The 19,967-nt window shown below is 68.5% G+C and carries 18 protein-coding genes and 1 riboswitch; of the genes, 4 read left to right on the top strand and 14 right to left on the bottom strand.

The window, feature by feature from the left end:
- Positions 1-8: 8 nt before the first annotated feature.
- The 13 genes from A6F68_RS06455 to A6F68_RS06510 form a co-directional block, all read right to left on the bottom strand.
- Entirely contained in the window at positions 9-440 is a 432-nt protein-coding gene (locus A6F68_RS06455; protein WP_067677528.1) for a hypothetical protein, read from the bottom strand.
- A gap of 198 nt (positions 441-638) precedes the next feature.
- Positions 639-1,340: a PepSY domain-containing protein gene (locus tag A6F68_RS06460; protein WP_067677530.1), complete on the bottom strand. Its 702-nt coding sequence runs from the start codon at positions 1,338-1,340 to the stop codon at positions 639-641.
- 3 nt (positions 1,341-1,343) lie between these two features.
- Positions 1,344-2,672, bottom strand: coding sequence for an amidase family protein (locus A6F68_RS06465; protein ID WP_067677532.1), 1,329 nt, complete (start codon positions 2,670-2,672; stop codon positions 1,344-1,346).
- Positions 2,673-2,717: 45 nt separating this feature from the next.
- On the bottom strand, positions 2,718-4,121 hold the full coding sequence (gene lpdA / locus A6F68_RS06470) for a dihydrolipoyl dehydrogenase (protein WP_067677534.1): 1,404 nt from the start codon (positions 4,119-4,121) through the stop codon (positions 2,718-2,720).
- Positions 4,114-4,449, bottom strand: coding sequence for a hypothetical protein (locus A6F68_RS06475; protein ID WP_067677536.1), 336 nt, complete (start codon positions 4,447-4,449; stop codon positions 4,114-4,116). Before A6F68_RS06475 ends, lpdA begins: the two co-directional genes overlap by 8 nt.
- Before the next feature lie 17 nt (positions 4,450-4,466).
- Positions 4,467-5,732 (bottom strand): 2-oxoglutarate dehydrogenase complex dihydrolipoyllysine-residue succinyltransferase, encoded by a 1,266-nt coding sequence (odhB, locus tag A6F68_RS06480; RefSeq protein WP_067677538.1) that lies wholly within the window; start codon positions 5,730-5,732, stop codon positions 4,467-4,469.
- A gap of 11 nt (positions 5,733-5,743) precedes the next feature.
- Positions 5,744-8,587 (bottom strand): 2-oxoglutarate dehydrogenase E1 component, encoded by a 2,844-nt coding sequence (locus A6F68_RS06485; protein ID WP_067677540.1) that lies wholly within the window; start codon positions 8,585-8,587, stop codon positions 5,744-5,746.
- A 76-nt stretch (positions 8,588-8,663) separates the two neighbouring features.
- Complete coding sequence (gene sucD, locus A6F68_RS06490) at positions 8,664-9,554, bottom strand: succinate--CoA ligase subunit alpha (RefSeq protein WP_067677542.1); 891 nt, start codon at positions 9,552-9,554, stop codon at positions 8,664-8,666.
- The gene (mdh, locus tag A6F68_RS06495; protein WP_067677543.1) at positions 9,551-10,513 is read right to left on the bottom strand and encodes a malate dehydrogenase; all 963 of its coding nucleotides are present in this window, start codon (positions 10,511-10,513) and stop codon (positions 9,551-9,553) included. Before mdh ends, sucD begins: the two co-directional genes overlap by 4 nt.
- 191 nt (positions 10,514-10,704) lie before the next feature.
- Positions 10,705-10,863 carry a hypothetical protein gene (locus A6F68_RS15000; RefSeq protein ID WP_157096675.1) on the bottom strand — a complete coding sequence of 53 codons (159 nt, stop codon included), beginning with the start codon at positions 10,861-10,863 and terminating at the stop codon, positions 10,705-10,707.
- A gap of 79 nt (positions 10,864-10,942) precedes the next feature.
- Positions 10,943-12,904 carry a putative bifunctional diguanylate cyclase/phosphodiesterase gene (locus tag A6F68_RS06500; RefSeq protein ID WP_084001732.1) on the bottom strand — a complete coding sequence of 654 codons (1,962 nt, stop codon included), beginning with the start codon at positions 12,902-12,904 and terminating at the stop codon, positions 10,943-10,945.
- Positions 12,905-12,970: 66 nt separating this feature from the next.
- Positions 12,971-13,282, bottom strand: coding sequence for a hypothetical protein (locus tag A6F68_RS06505; protein WP_067682191.1), 312 nt, complete (start codon positions 13,280-13,282; stop codon positions 12,971-12,973).
- 100 nt (positions 13,283-13,382) lie between these two features.
- Positions 13,383-14,552, bottom strand: coding sequence for a cell wall hydrolase (locus A6F68_RS06510; protein ID WP_232308211.1), 1,170 nt, complete (start codon positions 14,550-14,552; stop codon positions 13,383-13,385).
- Between the two features lie 160 nt (positions 14,553-14,712).
- A riboswitch (cobalamin riboswitch) is annotated at positions 14,713-14,901 on the top strand.
- A gap of 119 nt (positions 14,902-15,020) precedes the next feature.
- Between A6F68_RS06510 and A6F68_RS06515 the strand changes: the two genes are divergently transcribed.
- Genes A6F68_RS06515 through A6F68_RS06530 form a run of 4 tightly spaced genes read left to right on the top strand, consistent with a single transcriptional unit; the run spans position 15,021 to position 19,424 of the window.
- On the top strand, positions 15,021-16,946 hold the full coding sequence (locus A6F68_RS06515; protein ID WP_198152697.1) for a TonB-dependent receptor plug domain-containing protein: 1,926 nt from the start codon (positions 15,021-15,023) through the stop codon (positions 16,944-16,946).
- Positions 16,943-17,749, top strand: a complete 807-nt coding sequence (locus A6F68_RS06520) for an ABC transporter substrate-binding protein (protein ID WP_084001734.1) — start codon at positions 16,943-16,945, stop codon at positions 17,747-17,749. Before A6F68_RS06515 ends, A6F68_RS06520 begins: the two co-directional genes overlap by 4 nt.
- Positions 17,746-18,699, top strand: a complete 954-nt coding sequence (locus A6F68_RS06525) for a FecCD family ABC transporter permease (RefSeq protein WP_067677547.1) — start codon at positions 17,746-17,748, stop codon at positions 18,697-18,699. The genes A6F68_RS06520 and A6F68_RS06525 overlap by 4 nt, the downstream gene beginning before the upstream one ends.
- A complete protein-coding gene (locus A6F68_RS06530; protein WP_067682200.1) occupies positions 18,696-19,424 on the top strand; it encodes an ABC transporter ATP-binding protein in 729 nt (242 codons plus the stop codon). Before A6F68_RS06525 ends, A6F68_RS06530 begins: the two co-directional genes overlap by 4 nt.
- Here A6F68_RS06530 and thpR read toward each other — a convergent pair.
- Entirely contained in the window at positions 19,421-19,951 is a 531-nt protein-coding gene (gene thpR / locus A6F68_RS06535) for an RNA 2',3'-cyclic phosphodiesterase (RefSeq protein WP_067677550.1), read from the bottom strand. The two genes, A6F68_RS06530 and thpR, sit on opposite strands and share 4 nt — an antisense overlap.
- Positions 19,952-19,967: the final 16 nt, after the last annotated feature.

Genomic DNA, 19,967 nt, shown 5'->3' on the forward strand with positions numbered 1-19,967 from the left:
GCACCGGCTTACTCCGGCCAGGGTAGCGGCGCCAGATCGGGTTCGACCCACGCGAGCCGTGCTTCCGGGCTCATCAGCCGGGCCTCGCTCCAGTAGACGAGCGGCCAGCGCTTGTCCCCGAGCGGGCCGGACATCAAGGCATCGAGGACCGTCCCCAACGGCGCGCCGGGATGCGCGGCCAGTACGGCCGCGGCGCCCCGCAAAGAGGCAAGAGTGATCGTCTCGTGGTAGCCGCCGGTCGCCGTGTTCGCGACGCCGGTCGCTTCGTTGTAGCGCCGGATGAGCGGGGCCATCCCGCCTTCGCGCGCCAGCACCTCGGGGTGCGCGAGCAGCCAGAGCGCCGCGGCAAAGTGGGCGCGGTGGGTCCATTCGGGCTTGGGCAGGGTGCAATCGATCAGGCCGCGGGCAATGCGGTCGATCTCGTCGTCTGAAGTGATCATCGGTCGTGTCCTTGGAAGGGCGGTTCGACCGATCGCACGTCCGGCCGAATGGCCGGGTGCGGTGGAAGCGTGAGCGGCGGCGTCAGCCGCGCGTGCCTGCCAGGCGCACCCGAACGGCCGCCGGTTGGCGAAGCGCGTGTGGGGTACGGATGGCGAGAATGCTCACGCGCGGCGCCTTGGTCCTGCGTGGCCGCTCGGTCAAGCCTTCACGCGTGCCTTGCGGCGCCGGAAAAGCAGGATCGTGCCGAGGAGCGACCCGAGCAGTGCAAGGCTGCCGAAGCCGATCGTCAGCGGATTGTGCGGCTGCTCGCGCGTCTCGGTGTCCATGATGTGGAGACCCCACATGAAGTCGTAGAAGCGCCACCAGCGGGTGCGTACCGCCTCGATCTCCCCGCTGTCGCGGTTGATGTAGACGCGCGTGCCATCCTTGAGCGTCGCTTGCCAGACGGGAGAGGGGCGGCGGAAATCGAACGGCACTTCGTTCGGCTCGAAGGATCGCATGGCCGCGATCTTGTCGCCGCCCTTGATCGAGGCGGCAATCGCCTCCCGCGCTTCCTGCTCGTCGAGCGAGGGAATCGCCTCTCCGGTCTCGGCGTCGTAGCGGGACACGCGGCCATCGGGCGCGGTAGCCAGCGTCACCGCGCGCCCGCGCTGGACGAAGCTGCGCAGTTCAACCACCTGCGGCGATCCGTCGAGCAGGAAGGGTATCGGACGCGGGTTGCCCTTGAGCGCGGGTCGCTCATCCGGCTCGATCCGCAGGTCGGATCCGCGCACCTCCTCGATCGGCTTGGCGACCATGATCAGGCCGCTCACGGTCCACAGCACCATCGGGATGGCGACGAGCCAGCCGAGCCAGATGTGCCAGCGCGCATAGCGCTGCATCCAACGTCCGCGCGCCATGGCTCAGGCTCCCATCAATGCGCCGATCGCGCCAGCGGCGGCGATGCAGTCGCGGTCCGACCACTCCGGTCCCATGACCTGCATCCCGCAGGGCAGGCCGCCGCTCTCCCCGACCGGCACGACCGTGCTCGGCAGGTTCGGGAAAGTCGCTAGGCCCGCCCAGGCAAGCGCGTCGGCAAAGGCGCTGTCCTTGCCGTTGATCGCAATGCGGCGGTCACGGATCGGCGTGTCGTCGTGCGGGTAAGCAACGAAGGGCAGCGGCGGGGCGAGCACGAAGTCGTATGCTCCGAACAGGTCGGCCCAGGCGAAGCGGTTGCGCGCCTGTTCGTCGAGCAGCATGAAATAGTCGGACAGGCTCATCGCGGTGCCGTCGGGCGCCGGACGCCCGCGCGCCATCGCGACGTTGAGCAGGCGCAGGTAGTTCTCGTGCTGGCGGGCAAGGTCGGGCAGGCGCTCGCTCGAGCGGTCAACCTTGGCACCAGCCGCCTCGATCGCGGAGAGCGCGTCTTCTATCGGATCCCGCACCGAGGCATCGATCTCGCTCGACGGGTGATCAAGCACCGCGAGGAAGCGCATTTCGTTCAAGCGCCTGGCGGTGTGCTCAAGCGGACGTTCGGCGGTCAGGTCGAGCAGCAGCGCGAGGTCGTCGGCCGACCGCGCGAGCGGTCCGGGCACCGACAGCGGTGGCTCGTGGACATCGCGCCCCTGTGCGACCGGGCTGGTGTGCCCCCGCCGGCTGATGAGGCCGAAGGTCGTCTTGTGGCCAAAAATTCCGTTCAAGTGTGCCGGGTTGCGCACCGAGCTGCCGATGTCGGTGCCGTACTCGATCGGGACCATCCCGCTTGCCACCGCGACCGCCGAGCCGCCCGACGATCCGCCCGCGACCCGCGTATGATCGAACGGGTTGTTGGTGCGACCGTAGACCGGATTGTTCGACTGCAGATCGGCGAGATCGGGAGGCACGTTGGTCTTGCCGACGATGATGGCGCCTGCCGCCTTCAGCCGCTCGACCACGCGCGAATCGCGCCGCGGGATGAATTCCTTGAATTCGAGGTGCCCGAATGTCGTCGGCAGCCCGGCGACGTTGAAGCTTTCCTTGACTGTCATCGGCACGCCGAAGAGCGGCCGGCCCTCGGGGTCCTTTCCGTCGAGCGCCCTGGCCGCATCGCGCGCGCGATCGAAATCGCGCACCACAACAGCGTTCAGCGGTCCATCGAGCGCCTCGATCCGCGCGATGCACGCATCCACCGCCTCGAGCGGCGAAAGCTCGCCCCCGGCGATCTGCGCCGCGACCTCGATCGCGCCCGGTTCGTCGGTCAGTTTAGGAATCATGCGTCTCTCCCTCGGTCAGGGAGATGCGCGAGCGCTTGCCTCAGGTCAAATGTGGATCGGCTTGCCGGTCACCGCCATCGCCGCTTCCTTGATCGCCTCGGAGTGCGTCGGGTGGGCGTGGCAGGTGTAGGCGATATCCTCGCTGGTGGCGCCGAATTCCATCGCCTGCGCAGCCTGCGCGATCATCGTGCCGGCGACGCTGGCGATGCACCAAACGCCGAGCACGCGGTCGGTTTCCGCGTCGGCGATGACCTTCACGAAACCGTCGGGCTCGTGGTTGGTCTTGGCGCGGCTGTTGGCGAGCATCGGGAACTTGCCGACCTTTACCGCGCCGCGCTCCTTAGCCTCGTCTTCAGTGAGGCCGACACCGGCAAACTCGGGCCAGGTATAGACGACGCCGGGGATGACCGCGTGGTTCACGATGCCGGTCTGCCCGGCCACGTTCTCGGCGCAGGCGATGCCCTCGTCCTCGGCCTTGTGCGCGAGCATCGGGCCAGGGATCACGTCGCCGATCGCCCACACGCCGTCCACCTTGGTACGGAAGTCGTGGTCGGTCTCGATCTGGCCGCGCTTGTTGGTTTCGAGGCCGATCTTGTCGAGCCCGAGACCTTCGGTGTTCGGCCGCCGCCCGATCGACACGAGCACGCAGTCCGCCTCGATGGTCGAAGCCTCGCCGCCTGCCGCGGGTTCGATGGTCAGCGTCGCCGTCTTGCCCTTTACCGTGCAGCCGGTGACCTTGGTCGACAGCATCAGGGTCATGCCCTGCTTCTTGAAGATCTTGGCGGCTTCCTTGCGGATGTCCATGTCCATGCCGGGAAGCAGCTGGTCGAGGAATTCGACGACGACGACCTCGGCGCCGAGGCGGCGCCAGACCGAGCCGAGTTCCAGCCCGATCACGCCGCCGCCGATGACGACCATCTTCTTCGGCACCGCCTTCAATTCAAGCGCGCCGGTGCTGTCGACAACGACCTGCTTGTCGTTATCAACCTCGACGCCGGGCAGCGGGGTCACCGAGGAACCGGTCGCGATGATCACGTTCTTCGTGGTGATCTTTTCGCCGCCCACATCGACCGTGTGCGCGTCGACGAAGGTGGCGTGGCCCTTCTTCCAGTCGACCTTGTTCTTCTTGAACAGGAACGCGATGCCGCCGGTCAGCTGCTTGACCGCGTCGAGCCGCTGCGCGTGCATCGCCTCAAGGTCGAGCTTCGGCTCGACTAGCACGCCCATCTTGGCCATCGAGCCGTTGGCCGCCGCGTCGAAATACTCGCTCGCGTGGAGCATCGCCTTCGAAGGGATGCACCCGACGTTGAGGCAGGTGCCGCCAAGCGTCTCGCGGCTCTCGACGCAGGCGGTCTTCAGCCCCAACTGCGCGGCCCGGATCGCCGCAACGTAGCCTCCGGGGCCGGCACCGATGATGAGGACGTCGTAGTCGTAAGTCTGGTCAGCCACCGGCTTCCTCCGCAGGCATTGTCTGTTCGGCTTCAGTGGTCGAGCCACCCGTTTGCGCGGCGCATTGGTTCACGATGCCCTCGATCCGCGTCGGACTGATGTCGTCGAGATTGAGGTCCTTGTCCGCTACGAACGTCTGGACCGCGCATTCGCACACTTCAGCAACGCGACCGGCAACGATCCCGGCACCTTCGGCAGCCTGCTGGCACTGCGCGGTGACGGCGTTGCGCATTTCCCCTTGCACCGCATCGCCCGCGATCTGGGTCGCGGCATCGCAACCGGCAAGGGCGAGGCCCGCGTAAAGAACCACGAATGCCTCGCGTTCCAAGCTCAGTCTCCCCGGCATCAGAGGTCGATCAGCATCCGCATGGGATCCTCGATCGCTTCCTTGATCGTCTTGAGGGCCGTCACCGCCTCGCGTCCGTCGATCAGGCGGTGGTCGTAGGACAGCGCGATGTACATCATCGGGCGGATCACGATCTGGCCGTCGCGGACGACCGGGCGGTCCTCGATGCGGTGGAGGCCGAGCACGGCGCTCTGCGGCGGGTTGATGATCGGGGTGGACATGAGCCCGCCGAACACGCCGCCGTTTGAGATCGTGAAGGTGCCGCCCTTCATGTCTTCCATCGTCAGCGTGCCGTCCTTGGCGCGTTTGCCGAAGTCGGCGATATCCTTCTCGATCTGCGCGAACGACTTGCTGTCGGCATCGCGCACGACCGGCACGACGAGGCCGTTGGGCGCACTGACCGCGACCGAGATGTCGACGTAATCGAAGTAGACGATCTCATCGCCGTCGATCTGCGCGTTGACCGCCGGGATGTCCTTGAGCGCAAGGCACGCGGCCTTGGCGAAGAACGACATGAAGCCGAGCTTGATGTCGTGCTTCTTTGCGAAGGTATCCTTGAACTTCTCGCGCGCCTCGATGACGGCGGTCATGTCGACGTCGTTGAAGGTCGTCAGCAGCGCTGCGGTGTCCTGCGCGCTCTTCAGTCGCTTGGCGATCGTCTGGCGCATGCGGGTCATCTTGACCCGTTCCTCGCGACGCGGTGCCCGGCCTTCGACAGGCTCAGGCTGAGCGGATTTTTGAGCCTCCTCTTCGTCCGCTCGTCCTGAGCTTGTCGAAGGACGCTTTGCCGAGGCAGCGGCAAGCACGTCCTCCTTCGTCAGGCGGCCGTCCTTGCCGGTGCCCTTGATGCTCGACGGATCGACCCCGTGCTCGAGCACCGCGCGGCGCACCGCGGGGCTCAGCGTCTGCGCGTCGGCCGGTTCGGCAGCCTTGGCAGCGGCGGGAGCGGGGCTCGCCGGTGGAGGGGTATCTTCCTTCGGGGCCGGCGCTTCGCGCGGTTCGACCTGGGTCGCCTCGCCCGCGGCGACGTCGTCCTCGATCGTCGCCAGCAGCGCGCCGACCTCGACCGTCGCGCCGACTTCGACCGCGTGCGCGCCCATCACGCCGTTGACCGGCGAGGGCACCTCGACCGCGACCTTGTCGGTCTCGAGGCTGGCGATGGGCTCGTCGACCTTGACCGGGTCGCCGGGCTGCTTGAGCCATTCGCCGACGGTGGCCTCGGTGACCGACTCGCCCAGCGTGGGGACTTTGACTTCCTTGGACATCTATCGCTTCCTCAGGCGGGTTTCTTCTTGGCGAGGCGCGCCTTGTTGCCGCGCAGGGCCTCGCCGCCATCGTTGATGCCGAGCGCAAGCCCGACCAGCGCGCGCTGCTGTTCCTCGTGCCGCTTGGCGTAACCGGTGGCCGGGGATGCGGCGACCTCGCGGCCGGCGTAGACCGGGCGCATGCCGTCCTTGCCCGCGGCGGAGGCGGCCTGCTCGATCAGCCGGTCGACGAAGAACCACGCGCCGTTGTTGCGCGGTTCTTCCTGGCACCAGACGATCGTCTCGAGGTTGGGCATGCGTCCGATGCGAACGGCCAGCGGCTCTCCGGGGAAGGGGTAGAGCTGCTCGATCCGCACGATCGATACGTCGTCGAGCCCTTCCTCGTCGCGCTTGGCGATGAGGTCGTAGGCGACCTTGCCGCTGCACAGGACGAGGCGGCGCACCTTCTCGTCGGCGATCTCGGTCGTGTCCGAGACGATGCGGCGGAAGTGGCTGTCGCCGGTGAACTCGTCGACGCCGCTCTTGGCCATCGGATGCCGCAGCAGGCTCTTGGGCGTCATGATGACCATCGGCTTGCGGAACGGGCGGAGCATCTGCCGGCGCAGAACGTGGAAGTAGTTCGCCGGGACCGTGATGTTGCACACCTGGATGTTGTCGTTAGCGCACAGCTGCAGGAACCGCTCGAGCCGCGCCGAGGAGTGTTCCGGGCCCTGGCCTTCATACCCGTGCGGCAGCAGCATCACGAGGCCGTTGGCGCGCAGCCACTTGGCCTCGCCCGCGGCGATGAACTGGTCGATGATGATCTGCGCGCCGTTGGCGAAGTCGCCGAACTGGGCTTCCCACAGCACGAGGCTCTTCGGGTCGGCCATGGCGAAGCCGTATTCGAAGCCGAGCACGCCGTATTCGGACAGCGGGCTGTCGTAGACCTCGAACTTGCCATGCGGCAGCTGGGTGAGCGGGATGTACTTGCGCTCGGTCTTCTGGTCGACCCAGACCGCGTGCCGCTGGCTGAAGGTGCCGCGCCCAGAATCCTGCCCCGACAGGCGCACGCCGTGGCCTTCGGTGACGAGGCTGCCGTAAGCGAGAGCCTCGGCGGTCGCCCAGTCGAAGCCCTCGCCGTTGGCGAACATCTGGCGCTTCGCCTCGAGCACGCGCTCGAGCGTCTTGTGGATCGCCAGGTCCTCGGGAACGGTGGTGAGCGTGCGGCCGAGGCTGTCGAGCAGCTTGCGGGAGATCGCGGTATCGACGTTGCGGCGCGCTTCTTCGGGGTCGGCGGGCTTGTTGAGGCCGGCCCAGCGCCCGCCGAACCAGTCGGCAATGTTGGGCTTGTAGCTCTTGGCTCCCTCGAACTCCTCGTCGAGGTGGGCGTTGAACTCGTCGCACATCGCGTCGGCGTCGCCGGGCTTGATGACGCCCTCCTGCTCGAGCCGGGCGGAATAGATCGAGCTGACCTTAGGGTGCTTGCCGATTGCGTCGTACATCAGCGGCTGGGTGAACTTGGGCTCGTCGCCTTCGTTGTGGCCGAAGCGGCGATAGCACCACATGTCGATCACGATGTCGCGGCCGAAACGTTGGCGATACTCGATCGCGAGCTTGCAGGCGAAGGTCACCGCTTCGGGGTTGTCGCCGTTGACGTGGAGGATCGGCGCCTGGACGCCCTTGGCGACGTCGGACGGATAGGGCGAAGACCGGGCGAATTTCGGGCTGGTGGTGAAGCCGATCTGGTTGTTGATCACGAAATGCAGGCAGCCGCCGGTGTTGTAGCCGCGCACGCCGGAGAAGCCGAGGCATTCCCAGACGATCCCCTGTCCCGCGAACGCCGCGTCGCCGTGGATCAGCACGGGCAGGACCTGCTCGTGCTTCTTGAGGTCGTCGCGGATCGCCTGCTGCGCGCGCGCCTTGCCAAGCACGACCGGGTTCACCGCCTCGAGGTGCGAGGGGTTGGGGACCAGGCTCATGTGCACCTTGATCCCGTCGAACTCGCGGTCGGTCGATGTACCCAGGTGATACTTCACGTCGCCGGAGCCGCCGACATCGTCGGGGTTCGCGCTGCCGCCCGAGAATTCGTGGAAGATCACCCGGTAGGGCTTGGCCATGACGTTCGCGAGCACGTTCAGACGGCCGCGGTGGGCCATGCCGTAGATGATCTCGCGCACGCCGAGCGAGCCGCCGTACTTGATCACGCTTTCGAGCGCCGGGATCATCGCCTCGCCGCCGTCGAGGCCGAAGCGCTTGGTGCCGACGTACTTCTTGCCGAGGTACTTCTCGTACTGCTCGCCGCGGATCACCGCGCCCAGGATCGCGCGCTTGCCTTCGGGAGTGAAGGTGATGACCTTGTCGGGACCTTCGATCCGCTCCTGGATGAAGCGGCGTTCCTCGACATCGGCGATGTGCATGTATTCGAAGCCGACGTCGCCGCAGTAGTTCTTGCGGAGGATCCGCACGAGCTCGCCGACGCTCGCCCATTCGAGGCCGAGCGTGCCGCCCAGATATACCTGTCGTTCGAGCGCGGCACCGGTGAAGCCATGGTACTCCGGCGTCATGTCGGCGGGCAGATCGCGGGTGGAAAGCCCGAGCGGGTCGAGGTTCGCGGCAAGGTGACCGCGCACCCGGTAGGTCCGCACGAGCATCATCGCGCGGATCGAATCGCCAGCCGCCTGCTCGACCGCCTTGTCGTCCATGACCTTGCCGGCTTTCGCGGCAGCGGCCTTGACCGCGACTTGCATCGCGGTCGGGCCGAGCGCCTGGGTAAGGTCGTCCTCCGCCTCGCCGCCGACCAGCGGCCAGCGCGCGTTGGCCCACGACGGGCCCGGTTGCGGGTCGTCGGGGAGGAAATCGTGTGCTTCGTTACCCATCGGATGGCCTACCTTTGATGAGGTAATGCCCGAACCATGGAGGCGCTCCCGGGGAGGAGGCGCGCCGCCCTTGTGGTCAGGCGAGTTCCTTCAGCAGCGCGTCGAGCGTCGTTCCGAGTTCGCTGGGCGAAGGGGAGACGCGGATGCCCGCCGCTTCCATCGCGGCGATCTTGTCCTCTGCGCCGCCCTGGCCGCCCGAGACGATCGCGCCCGCGTGGCCCATGCGCCGGCCCGGAGGCGCGGTGCGGCCGGCGATGAAGCCGACCATCGGCTTGCGGCGGCCCTTCTTCGCCTCGTGAGCGATGAATTCTGCGGCTTCTTCTTCCGCCGAACCGCCGATCTCGCCGATCATGATGATCGACTTGGTCTCGTCGTCCGAGAGGAAGAGGTCGAGCACGTCGATGAAGTTCGTGCCGTTGACCGGGTCACCGCCGATGCCGACCGCGGTGGTCTGGCCCAGGCCGACCATGGTCGTCTGGTGGACCGCCTCGTAGGTCAGCGTGCCGCTGCGCGAGACTACGCCGACCGAACCCTTCTGGAAGATCGAGCCCGGCATGATGCCGATCTTGCATTCGCCCGGGGTCAGCACGCCGGGGCAGTTGGGGCCGATCAGGCGGCTCTTGCTGCCCGAAAGCGCGCGCTTCACCCGCACCATGTCGAGCACCGGGATGCCCTCGGTGATGGTGACGATCAGCGGCACCTCGGCATCGATCGCCTCGAGGATCGAATCCGCGGCGAACGGCGGCGGCACGTAGATGCAGCTGGCGGTGGCGCCGGTGGCCTTCACCGCCTCGGCGACGGTGTCATACACCGGCAGCCCGATGTGCGTGGTGCCGCCCTTGCCGGGAGTCACGCCGGCGACCATCTGCGTCCCGTAATCGAGCGCCTGCTGGGTGTGGAAGGTGCCGGTCTCGCCGGTCATGCCCTGCGTGATGACTTTGGTGTTCTTGTCGACGAGGATGCTCACGCGAGATCTCCGTCCAGGCCCTTGCAGACCTCGAGCAGTTCCTCGACCGCGTCGGTCGAAACCTTGAGGTTGGCCTTTTCCTCGTCGGAGAGCTTGATCTCGATGACCTCCTCGATGCCGTCCTTGCCGATCACGGCAGGAACGCCGACGTAGAGCCCGTCGAGGCCGTACTGGCCCTTCACGTAGGCGGCGCAGGGCAGGATGCGCTTCTGGTCGCCGAGATAGGCTTCGGCCATCGCGATCGCGCTGGTTGCGGGCGCGTAATAGGCGCTGCCGGTCTTGAGGAGGGCAACAATCTCGCCGCCGCCACCGCGGGTGCGCTTGACGATCTCGTCGAGGTTGGCCTTCGACGACTTGCCCATCGCGACAAGGTCGTCGACCGGGATGCCGCTGATGGTGGTGTAGCTGGTGACCGGGACCATCGTGTCGCCGTGGCCGCCGAGCACGAAGGCGTTCACGTCCTTGACCGAGACGCCGAATTCCCATGCCAGGAAGGTCGCGAAGCGCGCGCTGTCGAGCACGCCGGCCATGCCGACGACCTTGTTGTGCGGCAGACCGGAGAATTCGCGCAGCGCCCAGACCATCGCGTCGAGCGGGTTGGTGATGCAGATCACGAATGCGTCGGGGCAGTTGTCGCGGATGCCTTCGCCGACGGCCTTCATCACCTTGAGGTTGATGCCGAGCAGGTCGTCGCGGCTCATGCCGGGTTTGCGGGGCACGCCGGCGGTGACGATGACGACGTCCGCTCCGGCGATGTCGGTATAGGAATTGGTCCCCATGATCCGCGCGTCGAAGCCCTCGATCGGGCCGCACTGGCTGAGGTCGAGTGCCTTGCCCTGCGGGATGCCCTCGGCGATGTCGAACAGGACGATGTCGCCCATTTCCTTCTTCGCGGCGAGGTGGGCGAGCGTGCCGCCGATCATGCCTGCGCCGACGAGCGCGATCTTCTTGCGGGCCATAGGGGAAGCTATCCTTCGTCTCGCGCGGGACTGGGCCTCGATTGGGCGCGACTCCGTCCCGCAGGCGAGGGCGGCCCCTGGTGCAGGGGTCCGCCTAGGCTGGCGAATGGGCGATTGCAACCGCAATCGGCCCCGCAAATCAACTATCTTTGCAAACGCTTCGCAATAGCGAGAGAGGCTGGCTCAGCGTCTCAGCCCCAGCCGCCCGCATCCCCTCCGGAAGGCGAGATGGCCGAGGCGTTCGTGCTCGACAAGTCGTTGGCCGCACGCTTGAGTTCGGCCGGGCCATAGCCCAGGACCGCCATTCCGATGGTAACAACTCCGGCGAGCATGACGAGTTTCCAGAACATGGACGGGAAATTGTCTGGCGAGCGTTAATTCGCGGTCAAGGCAGAAGGTTGACGGGCGGGTAATCCCCCACAGGGCGTTTCATCCCGCGCGGCGGGCCGCCAGCGGTTGGCGCTCATGCGCGAGCAGCGTCGCAGCGATGTAATCGGGGACTGCGCGGCTGAAATAGTATCCCTGGCCCATGGAGCAGCCCGCCGCGCGAACCGTGGCAACCTGTTCGATCGTCTCAAGGCCCTCGGCCACGATGTCCATCCCGAGCTGCGCGCCGAGTTCGGCCACGGCGCGGATGATCGCCTCGCTCTTGCGACCGACCTTGGGCCCGGAAACGAAGCTGCGGTCGACCTTGATCTTGCTGAACGGAAAGCGATCGATGTAGCCGAGCGACGAGTAGCCGGTGCCGAAATCGTCCAGCGCGAAATGGACGCCGGCGGCAGCCAGCTCGTTGATGAAGTTTTCGGTCGCGTGGTTGTCGTCGAGGAACAGGCTCTCGGTCACTTCCAGCTCGAGCCGCGATGGCGGGAGCCCGGCATCGCGCAGCGCCGAAAGGATGCCGAGCGCGGCACCCGGCGCCTTGATCTGGAGCGGCGAGAGATTGACCGCGAGCGTCACGTCGTCGGGCCAGTGAACCGCGGTGCGCGCGGCCTGCGCGGTGATCCAGTTGCCCAGCGTGACGATAAGACCTGTATCTTCGGCCACAGGGATGAACTCGTCGGGCATGAGCTCGCCCTTTTCCGGGTGGAACCAGCGGACGAGCGCCTCGAAGGTGCGGATCCGGCCACTGTCGAGATCGACGATGGGCTGGAAGAAGATCGCCAGCTCGTCGCGCTGGATAGCGGCGCGGAGCTCCGCCTCGATCTCGCGGCGGCGCATGAGGTTCCGGCTCATTGCCGGATCGTAGAACCGGTTGCGGTTCTTGCCGCCGATCTTTGCGTGATAGAGCGCAAGGTCCGCGCGCTGCATCAGTGCATCGGCATCCGCGCCGTCCTCGGGGAGCAGGGCGATCCCCATCGACGCGGGGACTTCCAGCCGTTCGGCATCGAGCCGGAGCGGCCGGGTGACGTTCGCGAGCACCCGCGTGGCGAGGGCCTCTGTCGCCCGGCGGCTCGTCACCGGACAGAGCAGGATGAACTCGTCGCCCCCGAAGCGGCAGATCGTCGATCCGGTGGGGGCAACCTCGCGCAGGCGCTCGGCGACTGCCGCGAGAACGCGGTCGCCGATGGTGTGACCAAGGAGGTCGTTCACTTCCTTGAAGCGGTCGAGGTCAAGCCAGAACAGCGCAAGCAGGTCGTCCGGGCCGAGGCCCTCGACGGTTTCGCCCAGGGCGTGATCGAGGCCGGCCCGGTTGGCGAGTCCCGTGACGACGTCGGTGCGGGCCAGAGCCTTCATGCTTTCAGCGAGCCTGGCATTCGTCGCGGCCGCTCTGGTCGCGTCCTGCAGCGAGAGCGCGATCGTGTGCACGATCATCCCGACAGCGGGAAGGGCCAGCGTGATGCACCCCGCCAGGGTGACGTAGGCCAGCGATCCCTCGGCGAAGAGCGCCAAGGCGAGCGGCAGTCCGACCAGGGCCGACTGCATCATCGCGATCACCGGTCGGCCGGCATCGCGGGCCGCGGTGGCGATGGCATAGCCGACCACGAACGGAAGGATCATTACCTGGACCGCGACGTCCACCCCGCGCCAGATCGCCGCTGCGGCGAACAGGCCCAGGGCAAGCGCGTAGGCGGCGGCACCGCTCGTGTAGACGATCTCGAGCCAGCGGGCGGGGTAGGCGCCGCCCTTCCGGGACATGAAGGTCATCGCGGCAATGCGTGCCAGACCGGTGGCGGTCAGCGCGGCAGCTCCGGCTTCAAGCAAGAAATCTCCGGTCGAGAATGCCGCGACTGCCGAGATGATCGAGCCGATCGCCGTCGCAAGGACGAGGCCGGCGGGCTTGTTGTAGAGCGTGCGCAGGAGCGACAGGTGTACGTCGCTGCTGGGCGGTTCGGTCTCCCCGAACCATCCCCAGAGCCAAGATATCCGGCTGAGCGCGACCTCTCCGTTCATATGCCGGTGCCTTAGACCACGTCCGTCACCGGCAGGTTAAGACGGCCGTTACCGTCTAAGGTCCTATCAAGCACACGTTTTGCCGCGTTCGCGGTGGCGGGCGGCCAGACGTCGGTCGAGCGTGCCGCAAATCTCCAGCCACCAGGCGTGTCCCTGGTCGTCGCCCGCCTCCAGCGCCCGCTCGGCTTCGCGCAGCGCGGCGATCGCAGCGCCAAGTCCGTGGGTTGCGAAATGACGCAGGGCGGCGGCAAGCACGGCGTCGTCCGCCGGGCCAGGGTCGCCGTTGTCGTTGGCTGCGCGCGAGAGCGCCTTGCGGGCGAAGGCGCGGGCAATAGGCGAACGCGTGACCGACCGGGCGGGGGCGAAGCGAAGCGGCATGAAGTGCAGGTTTCCTGTTGCGACCGGGACAACCATCGTTAGCCGACAGAGCCTAAGCCTCGGTTCGAGGACAGGGTTACGCGATCGGTAACTGCCAAGGTTATCGGGCGTTTACGTCTGCCGCCGGGGTTGCGCCGGGTTGTGCGATCCATCGCCCGGAATTGGCGTATTCTGCCTTCACGGTGCCCGTCTGCGGCAGGTTCTCGGCCGCGTAGAGGCGGTCTCCACCGCGCGCCTGGACCGGCGCGGCATAGACCGGCGGCGGGGGCGGGGCATAGGCGGCGCTCGCGGCCACGGCCTTCATCCGCGCCGCTTCGTAGGCCTGCGCCAGCACCACCGGATCGGGCGCTGAGCCCGCCGGGTCGGTATAGGAGCGCGGGTGCGGCGCGGCCACGGGTTCGCGCCCGGCATAGCGCGCGGCAAAGGCATCCGAACGCCCGGCGACTCCGCGCCATTTGTAGAAGGTGTGGAGGCCGATTGTGCCGACGTTCGTCAGGCTCGAGGCCCAGTAGGGCAGCACGTAAGTCGCGTGATAATGCGTCGCGAGCCCGATCGGGGCGTAGACGTAGCCGGCGAGCGACGCCGCGGCGACGCCGCGCGCCCGGTCCCAGCTCGCCTTGGCGGGCTTGCGGTTGAGGCTGCCGTCGCAGGTGAAGCTGAACTGGCACCCGGTCTTGCGCTCGGAGCCCTGGAAGACGACGCCGCACACGCTGTTGGGATAGCTGGGATGCGCGACCCGGTTGAGGATCACCTGCGCCACCGCGCGCTGGCCTTCGGTCGGTTCGTTGGCGGACTCATAATAGAGCGCCAAGGTCATGCACTGGAGCGCGCGCGCCTTGTCGATCCCGGTTCCGCTGCCGAGGAAGGCACGCGCGGCCGGTCCGGCCAGCGTGTCTGTTCGGGCGGGCTCGGCATCCGAGTGCGCGCCGGTCTCGATCGGGGGAGGCGGACCCGCGTCGTGATCGAGGGCGAGCTGCGGCAGGTCCTCGAGGTAGAAGAACGCCGAGCCGGGAAAGCTCTCGCCCGGGGTCTCGAAAGGCATCGCGGCGGCTTCGGCCTCGACAGCCGTGTCGAAATCCAGCGCGCGCCAGTCGCCGGGCGCGGCCATCGCGGGGACTGCCACCGCGGCGGCCAGCGCCAGCAGCCGGCGTCCGCTGTGCGGCCCGCGGAATACCGCCTCGAACAGCGCGCGCGGCGTCAGCGAACGCCGCCGGTCGCGCCGCTCGCGGCGGTCGGCAATGCGCTGGAGGGTGGCTTGCTGGCGGTTCACTCGGGTTCCTGCGTTGTCACGGCCTTCGGCCGTAGCAGCGTCAGAAGGTGGCCACGAGCGGCACGGCTGCCGGTGTCCCTTGGCGGAACAGGCCGCAAGGCGAAGTTAAACCGGGTGCCTTCGAAACGGTTAACTTGGCAAATCGACACGGCGCGCCTATCGCCGCGCCCACGTCATGGGTTGTCCGGGAAACCGGACCGAAGAGGGAAGGAGGTGCGATACCTCCGCTGCCCCCGCAACTGTGACCGGGGAGCGATCCCGCCACATGCCACTGGTCGATCCGACCGGGAAGGCGGCGGGAAAGCGTCGATCCGGGAGCCAGGAGACCTGCCCAGGACGGTCGTTCCGCAGCCGGGCGGGGTGTACCGGAATGCAGCGAAGGCGCGCCCGATAACGGCGTTCCTCCCGCCATGGACGGCATGTTCGTTCATGTTGGGAGGTTCCATGTCCATACGATTGATATTGCTGATGTCCGCTGTCCTGTCCGCGCCCGCGCTGGCGCAGGAGGACACCGGGGATACGACCTTGCTGGGGGTCGAGTTCTACCCCGTGGCCACCATCGCCGAGACCGAGATCCGCGTCGTCGCCAGCGGCCTGCCCGCGTCCGACGCCGACGATCCCTACCCGGTCGACGTCATCGGAGACCGCGAGCTGCGCAGCGTGCAGGGTCCGGACCTGACCCGGGCGCTACGGCGGATGCCGGGCGTCACGATTACGCGCAACGGCAGCGTCGGCGGGTTCACCGGAGTCCGCGTGCGCGGAGCGGGGGCGGAGCAGCTCCTCGTCCTTATCGACGGGGTCAAGGTGAACGACGTATCGAGCCCCGGCGGCGGCTTCGACTTCGGCAACCTAATGGCGGAGGAAGTCGGCAAGGTCGAACTGCTGCGCGGTTCGCACTCGGTCGTCTGGGGTTCGGACGCGATCGCCGGGGTCATGAACCTGTCGACCCGCACCGCCAACGGGGTCGCCGCGAGCGCCGAGTACGGCGGCCCGCGCCAGGTCAGCACGCAGGCCCTCGCAGGCGTCGACGGACGGCTGGTCGAGGCGAGCGTATCGGGCGGCTGGGTCCGTTCGCGCGGCATCTCGTCCGCGGCGATCGGGACCGAGCGCGACGGGTTCGAGCAATGGCACGTCTCGGGCCGGGCGCGCGCCTTCCTTGCCGACGGTCTCTCCGCCGTGGCGAGCGGGCGATATGCCGATGGCTCGCTCGACCTCGACGGCTTCCCACCGCCGACCTTCTTCGTGTTCGACGACACCAACGAACGGCAAGACACCCGCGAGCGCTCGGGCCGGGCAGGCCTCGAGTACAAGGGCGATCGGCTGATGCTGAGCGCGGGGGTCGTGCGCAGCGCGAACGACCGCGACCTCGTCGACGAGGATACAGGGCCCGCGCCCTATTACGAGACCACCGGCCGCCTGACCCGCGCCGAGCTGTTCGGTCGCTACCGGCTGGCGGGCCGGTTCGAGAACGTGCGCATCGATTTCGGCGCCGACCGCGAATGGAGCCGGTTCACGGCAGACGGTGCGTTTTCCGCCGACCGCGGCAGCGCACATACCGCGAGCGGCCATGCGATGCTGACGTACGACCGAAACGGCGGCGTGATCCTGGGCGTGGGTGCGCGCTACGACGACCACAACCGCTTCGGCGGCGAATGGACCCTCGGCGCGAACGGCGCGGTGGAGCTGGCCGATGGTCTCGACCTGCGCGCCAGCTATGGCGAGGGGTTCAAGGCGCCCACGCTGTTCCAGCTCCTGTCGGACTTCGGCAATCCCGCGCTGAGCCCCGAACGCAGCAAGAGCTACGACGTGGGACTGACCTATTCGGACAATGCCTTTTCGGCCGCCCTGTCGCTTTTCCGCCGCGACAGCCGCGACCTGATCGACTTCGTCTCGTGCTTCGGCGTGACCGGAGGCATCTGCACGAACCGGCCTTTCGGCACCTACGACAACGTCGGCCGCGCGCGGGCCGAGGGGTTCGAGGTCGAGCTGGGCGCGGAGCCGGTCCGCGGGCTCGGCTTCGGCGCGGCCTACAGCTACGCGAAGTCGCGCGATCGCGACGCCGGGACCGATCTCGCGCGCCGTCCGCGCCACGCGCTGACCCTGACGGGCGACTGGGACACCGATCCGCTGCACCACCGGGGCCTTAAGCTCGGTGCCGACCTGCGGCTGGTCGGCGACAGCTTCGACGATGCAGGTAACTTCACGCGTATCGACGGGCATGCGCTGGTCGACCTGCGCGCGAGCAAGGTCTTGTTCGCGCTCGACATGCGCCAGCAATACGACGTGGAGCTGTTCGGCCGGGTCGAGAACCTGTTCGACGCGCGCTACACCGAGGTTGCGGGATACGGGACGCAGGGCCGCGCGGCCTATGTCGGGGTGAGGGTGGGGATGTGAAGGCACTCGCCGCCGCCTGCCTGCTCCTCGCGGGATGCGCGGCATCCCCGCACGAGCGCGCGGGTGGCGGTCGTCCGACCATCGTCAGCCTCAATCCATGCACCGACGCGATCCTCGCCGAGGTCGCCGATCCGGAGCAGATCCTGGCGGTGAGCCACTACAGCCACGATCCCCGCGCGACCTCGATGCCGCTCGCCCAGGCGCGGCGGTTTCGTGCGACCGGGGGGACGGTGGAGGAAGTGCTCGCGCTCGATCCCGATGTCGTCGTCGGGTCGAGCTTCATGGCACCCGCCACCCGCGCGGCATTCGAGCGGCTGGGCGTGCAGGTCGAGACCGTGGGGATCGCCTCGACGGTCGAGGCCAGCGCGGCGCAAGTGCGGCAGCTCGCCGCGCTGGCGGGCCATCCGGCGCGCGGCGAAGCCGTCGTGGGAAAGATCGACGCCGCGCTCGCCGCGACGCGGGCCGAGGGCGAACCCGTGCCCGCGATCCTCTGGCAGCCCGACGGCATCGTACCGGGCGAGGATGCGCTGGTGACCGCGCTGATGCGCCATGTCGGGTTCGCCAGCCAGAGCGCGGCGCGCGGCATGGGACAGGCGGACTACCTTTCGCTCGAACGCCTGCTTGCCGATCCGCCGCGCGTGCTGCTGGTCGCGGGAAGCGAGCGCGGGCAGCGCCACCCGGCGCTCGATGCGCTGCCGGAGATGGACCGCGCCTCGCTCGATCCGGCGCTGCTCTACTGCGGCGGGCCGACCATCGTTCGTGCGGTGGAGCGGCTGGCCGAGATACGAGAGGGCGTGTCGTGACGCGGCCCGTCCTGCTCCTCCTCGGGCTCATAGCGCTCGCGGTGCCGCTGTCGCTGCTCGCGGGGCGGGTCTGGCTCGATCCGGCGAGCACACCCAACGCCGCGGTGATCTTGGCCGAGCTGCGCCTGCCGCGTGCCGTGCTGGCGCTCGTCATCGGTGCCGGCCTGGGGGCGAGCGGGGCGGCGATGCAGGGATACCTGCGCAACCCGCTCGCCGATCCGGGCCTGTTCGGCATCGCCCCCGGCGCGGCGCTGGGCGCGGTGGCGAGCCTGTGGTTCGGCTATGCCGCTTCGCCGTTCCTGCTGCCGCTATTCGCGCTGGCCGGGGCGGCAGGCGCGATGGCCCTGCTCGCGGCGATCGCCGGACGCACCGGCGGCATCGCGCTTTTCACGCTTGCGGGCATGATGATTGCGAGCCTTGCCGGCGCGCTGACGAGCCTTGCCATCAGCCTTGCGCCCAACGCCTTCGCGATGAGCGAAATAGTGACCTGGCTGATGGGCGCGCTGACCGACCGGTCGTGGAACGACGTCGCGCTCGCCGCGCCGCTGACGCTGGCGGGGATCGTCTGCCTGGCGATGGCCGCGCGGGGGCTCGACGCGCTGGTTCTCGGGCAGGCAGCCGCGCGCAGCCTCGGCATGGAGCCGCGGCGCTTGCAGTTCTGGCTGATCGCCGGGGTGGGCCTGACCGTGGGCAGCGGGGTCGCGGTCGCCGGGATCGTCGGCTTCGTCGGGCTGATCGTGCCGCATCTCGTCCGCCCCTTCACCGACCGGCGGCCCTCGCAGCTCCTGCTGCCGAGCGCGCTCGCGGGCGCGCTGCTGGTGCTCGTCGCCGACAGCTTGTGCCGCGTGCTGCCGCTGGTGACCGAGCTGCGGCTCGGTATCGCGCTGAGCCTGATCGGCGCGCCGTTCTTCCTGTGGCTGCTGCTGCGGATGCGGCGGGGGCTGGCATGACACTGATCGCGCAGAGCCTGACCCTCGCGGGGCGCGTGACCGACGTGTCGGCCGCGCTCGAGCCCGGGCGCATCACCGCGATCTGCGGGCCCAACGGGGCGGGCAAATCGAGCCTGCTGCAGTGCCTTGCCGGCCTGCTTTCGCCCGACAGCGGAGCGGTCATGCTCGACGGGGGGCACCTCGGTGCGCTCCACCCGCGCGACCGGGCGAAGGCATTGGGCTACCTGCCGCAGGAAGGCGAAGTGGCGTGGGACGTGGCGGTGCGCTCGCTCGTCGCGCTCGGACGGCTGCCGCACCGCGACCGGGGCGAGGCGGAAGTCGCCGCCGCCCTGTCCGCGCTCGACCTCGACCATCTCGCCGACCGTCCCGTCTCGCGGCTGTCGGGCGGCGAGCGGGCACGGGCGCTGCTGGCGCGGGTGCTCGCGGGGTGCCCACGCTGGATCCTCGCCGACGAGCCGCTCGCCGCGCTCGACCTTGCGCACCAGCTTGCGCTTCTGGCGCACCTGCGTCGTGCTGCAGAGAGCGGCGCGGGGGTGGTGCTGGTACTGCACGACCTGGCGCTGGCGATGAACCACGCCGACCGGGTGCTGGTGCTGGACCGCGGCACGCTCGCCGCCGACGGATCGCCGGAAGAGGCGCTCTCGGCGCCGGTCATCGAGCGCGTGTGGGGCGTTTCCGCGCGCTGGCTCGGCGAGCCCGGTGCCCGGGCCCTGACGGCCCGCTAGAGATTGTATTCGGCGAGCGGCTCGTAGGTCGATCCGCCGCTGCCGAGGCGGCTTTCGTAGAGCACGAACGATCCGACCGGCCAATCCGGCGCGGACAGGTCGCCGTGCCGCGCAAGCCAGTCCCCCGCGCCGATGGCGCCGCCACCCAGGCGTGCCAGCGTGACATGGGGCACGAACTTGCGCGTCTCGGCAGCAAGGCCCGCGGCGCGGCAAGCGCGCTCCACCCGGCGTTCGAGGATGTCGAGCCCGGGCGAAGGGGCGAGCGCCGCCCACAGCGCGGTCGGGCGCCCCTTCTTCTCGAAATGCCCCACACCGTGGACCGACAGATCGAAGGGCTGCGCGACCACCGACGACAGGGCGTCGGCCAGGTCCTCGCCCCTGTGCCGATCGACCTCGCCGACAAAGCGCAGGGTCAGGTGCAACTGGTCGTCGGACTGCCACCGCGCGCGCTCGACCCCGCCTTGCGCGGCAAGGAGCGCGGCGCGCACCGGCGGCGGCGGGTGCAGGGCGATGAACAGGCGATGCATCGCCCGTCGCCTACCC

The sequence above is a fragment of the Tsuneonella dongtanensis genome, assembly GCF_001698205.1.
In the GTDB taxonomy this organism is placed as follows: domain Bacteria; phylum Pseudomonadota; class Alphaproteobacteria; order Sphingomonadales; family Sphingomonadaceae; genus Tsuneonella; species Tsuneonella dongtanensis.

Bases quoted from the DNA above. Each gene is read 5' to 3' on its own strand.
- A6F68_RS06465 (WP_067677532.1), bottom strand. From the start codon at position 2,672: ATGATTCCTAAACTGACCGACGAACCGGGCGCGATCGAGGTCGCGGCG.
- A6F68_RS06485 (WP_067677540.1), bottom strand. From the start codon at position 8,587: ATGGGTAACGAAGCACACGATTTCCTCCCCGACGACCCGCAACCGGGC.
- A6F68_RS15000 (WP_157096675.1), bottom strand. From the start codon at position 10,863: ATGTTCTGGAAACTCGTCATGCTCGCCGGAGTTGTTACCATCGGAATG.
- A6F68_RS06455 (WP_067677528.1), bottom strand. From the start codon at position 440: ATGATCACTTCAGACGACGAGATCGACCGCATTGCCCGCGGCCTGATC.
- odhB (WP_067677538.1), bottom strand. From the start codon at position 5,732: ATGTCCAAGGAAGTCAAAGTCCCCACGCTGGGCGAGTCGGTCACCGAG.
- mdh (WP_067677543.1), bottom strand. From the start codon at position 10,513: ATGGCCCGCAAGAAGATCGCGCTCGTCGGCGCAGGCATGATCGGCGGC.
- A6F68_RS06460 (WP_067677530.1), bottom strand. From the start codon at position 1,340: ATGGCGCGCGGACGTTGGATGCAGCGCTATGCGCGCTGGCACATCTGG.
- A6F68_RS06530 (WP_067682200.1), top strand. From the start codon at position 18,696: ATGACACTGATCGCGCAGAGCCTGACCCTCGCGGGGCGCGTGACCGAC.
- A6F68_RS06505 (WP_067682191.1), bottom strand. From the start codon at position 13,282: ATGCCGCTTCGCTTCGCCCCCGCCCGGTCGGTCACGCGTTCGCCTATT.
- A6F68_RS06500 (WP_084001732.1), bottom strand. From the start codon at position 12,904: ATGAACGGAGAGGTCGCGCTCAGCCGGATATCTTGGCTCTGGGGATGG.
- thpR (WP_067677550.1), bottom strand. From the start codon at position 19,951: ATGCATCGCCTGTTCATCGCCCTGCACCCGCCGCCGCCGGTGCGCGCC.
- A6F68_RS06515 (WP_198152697.1), top strand. From the start codon at position 15,021: ATGTCCGCTGTCCTGTCCGCGCCCGCGCTGGCGCAGGAGGACACCGGG.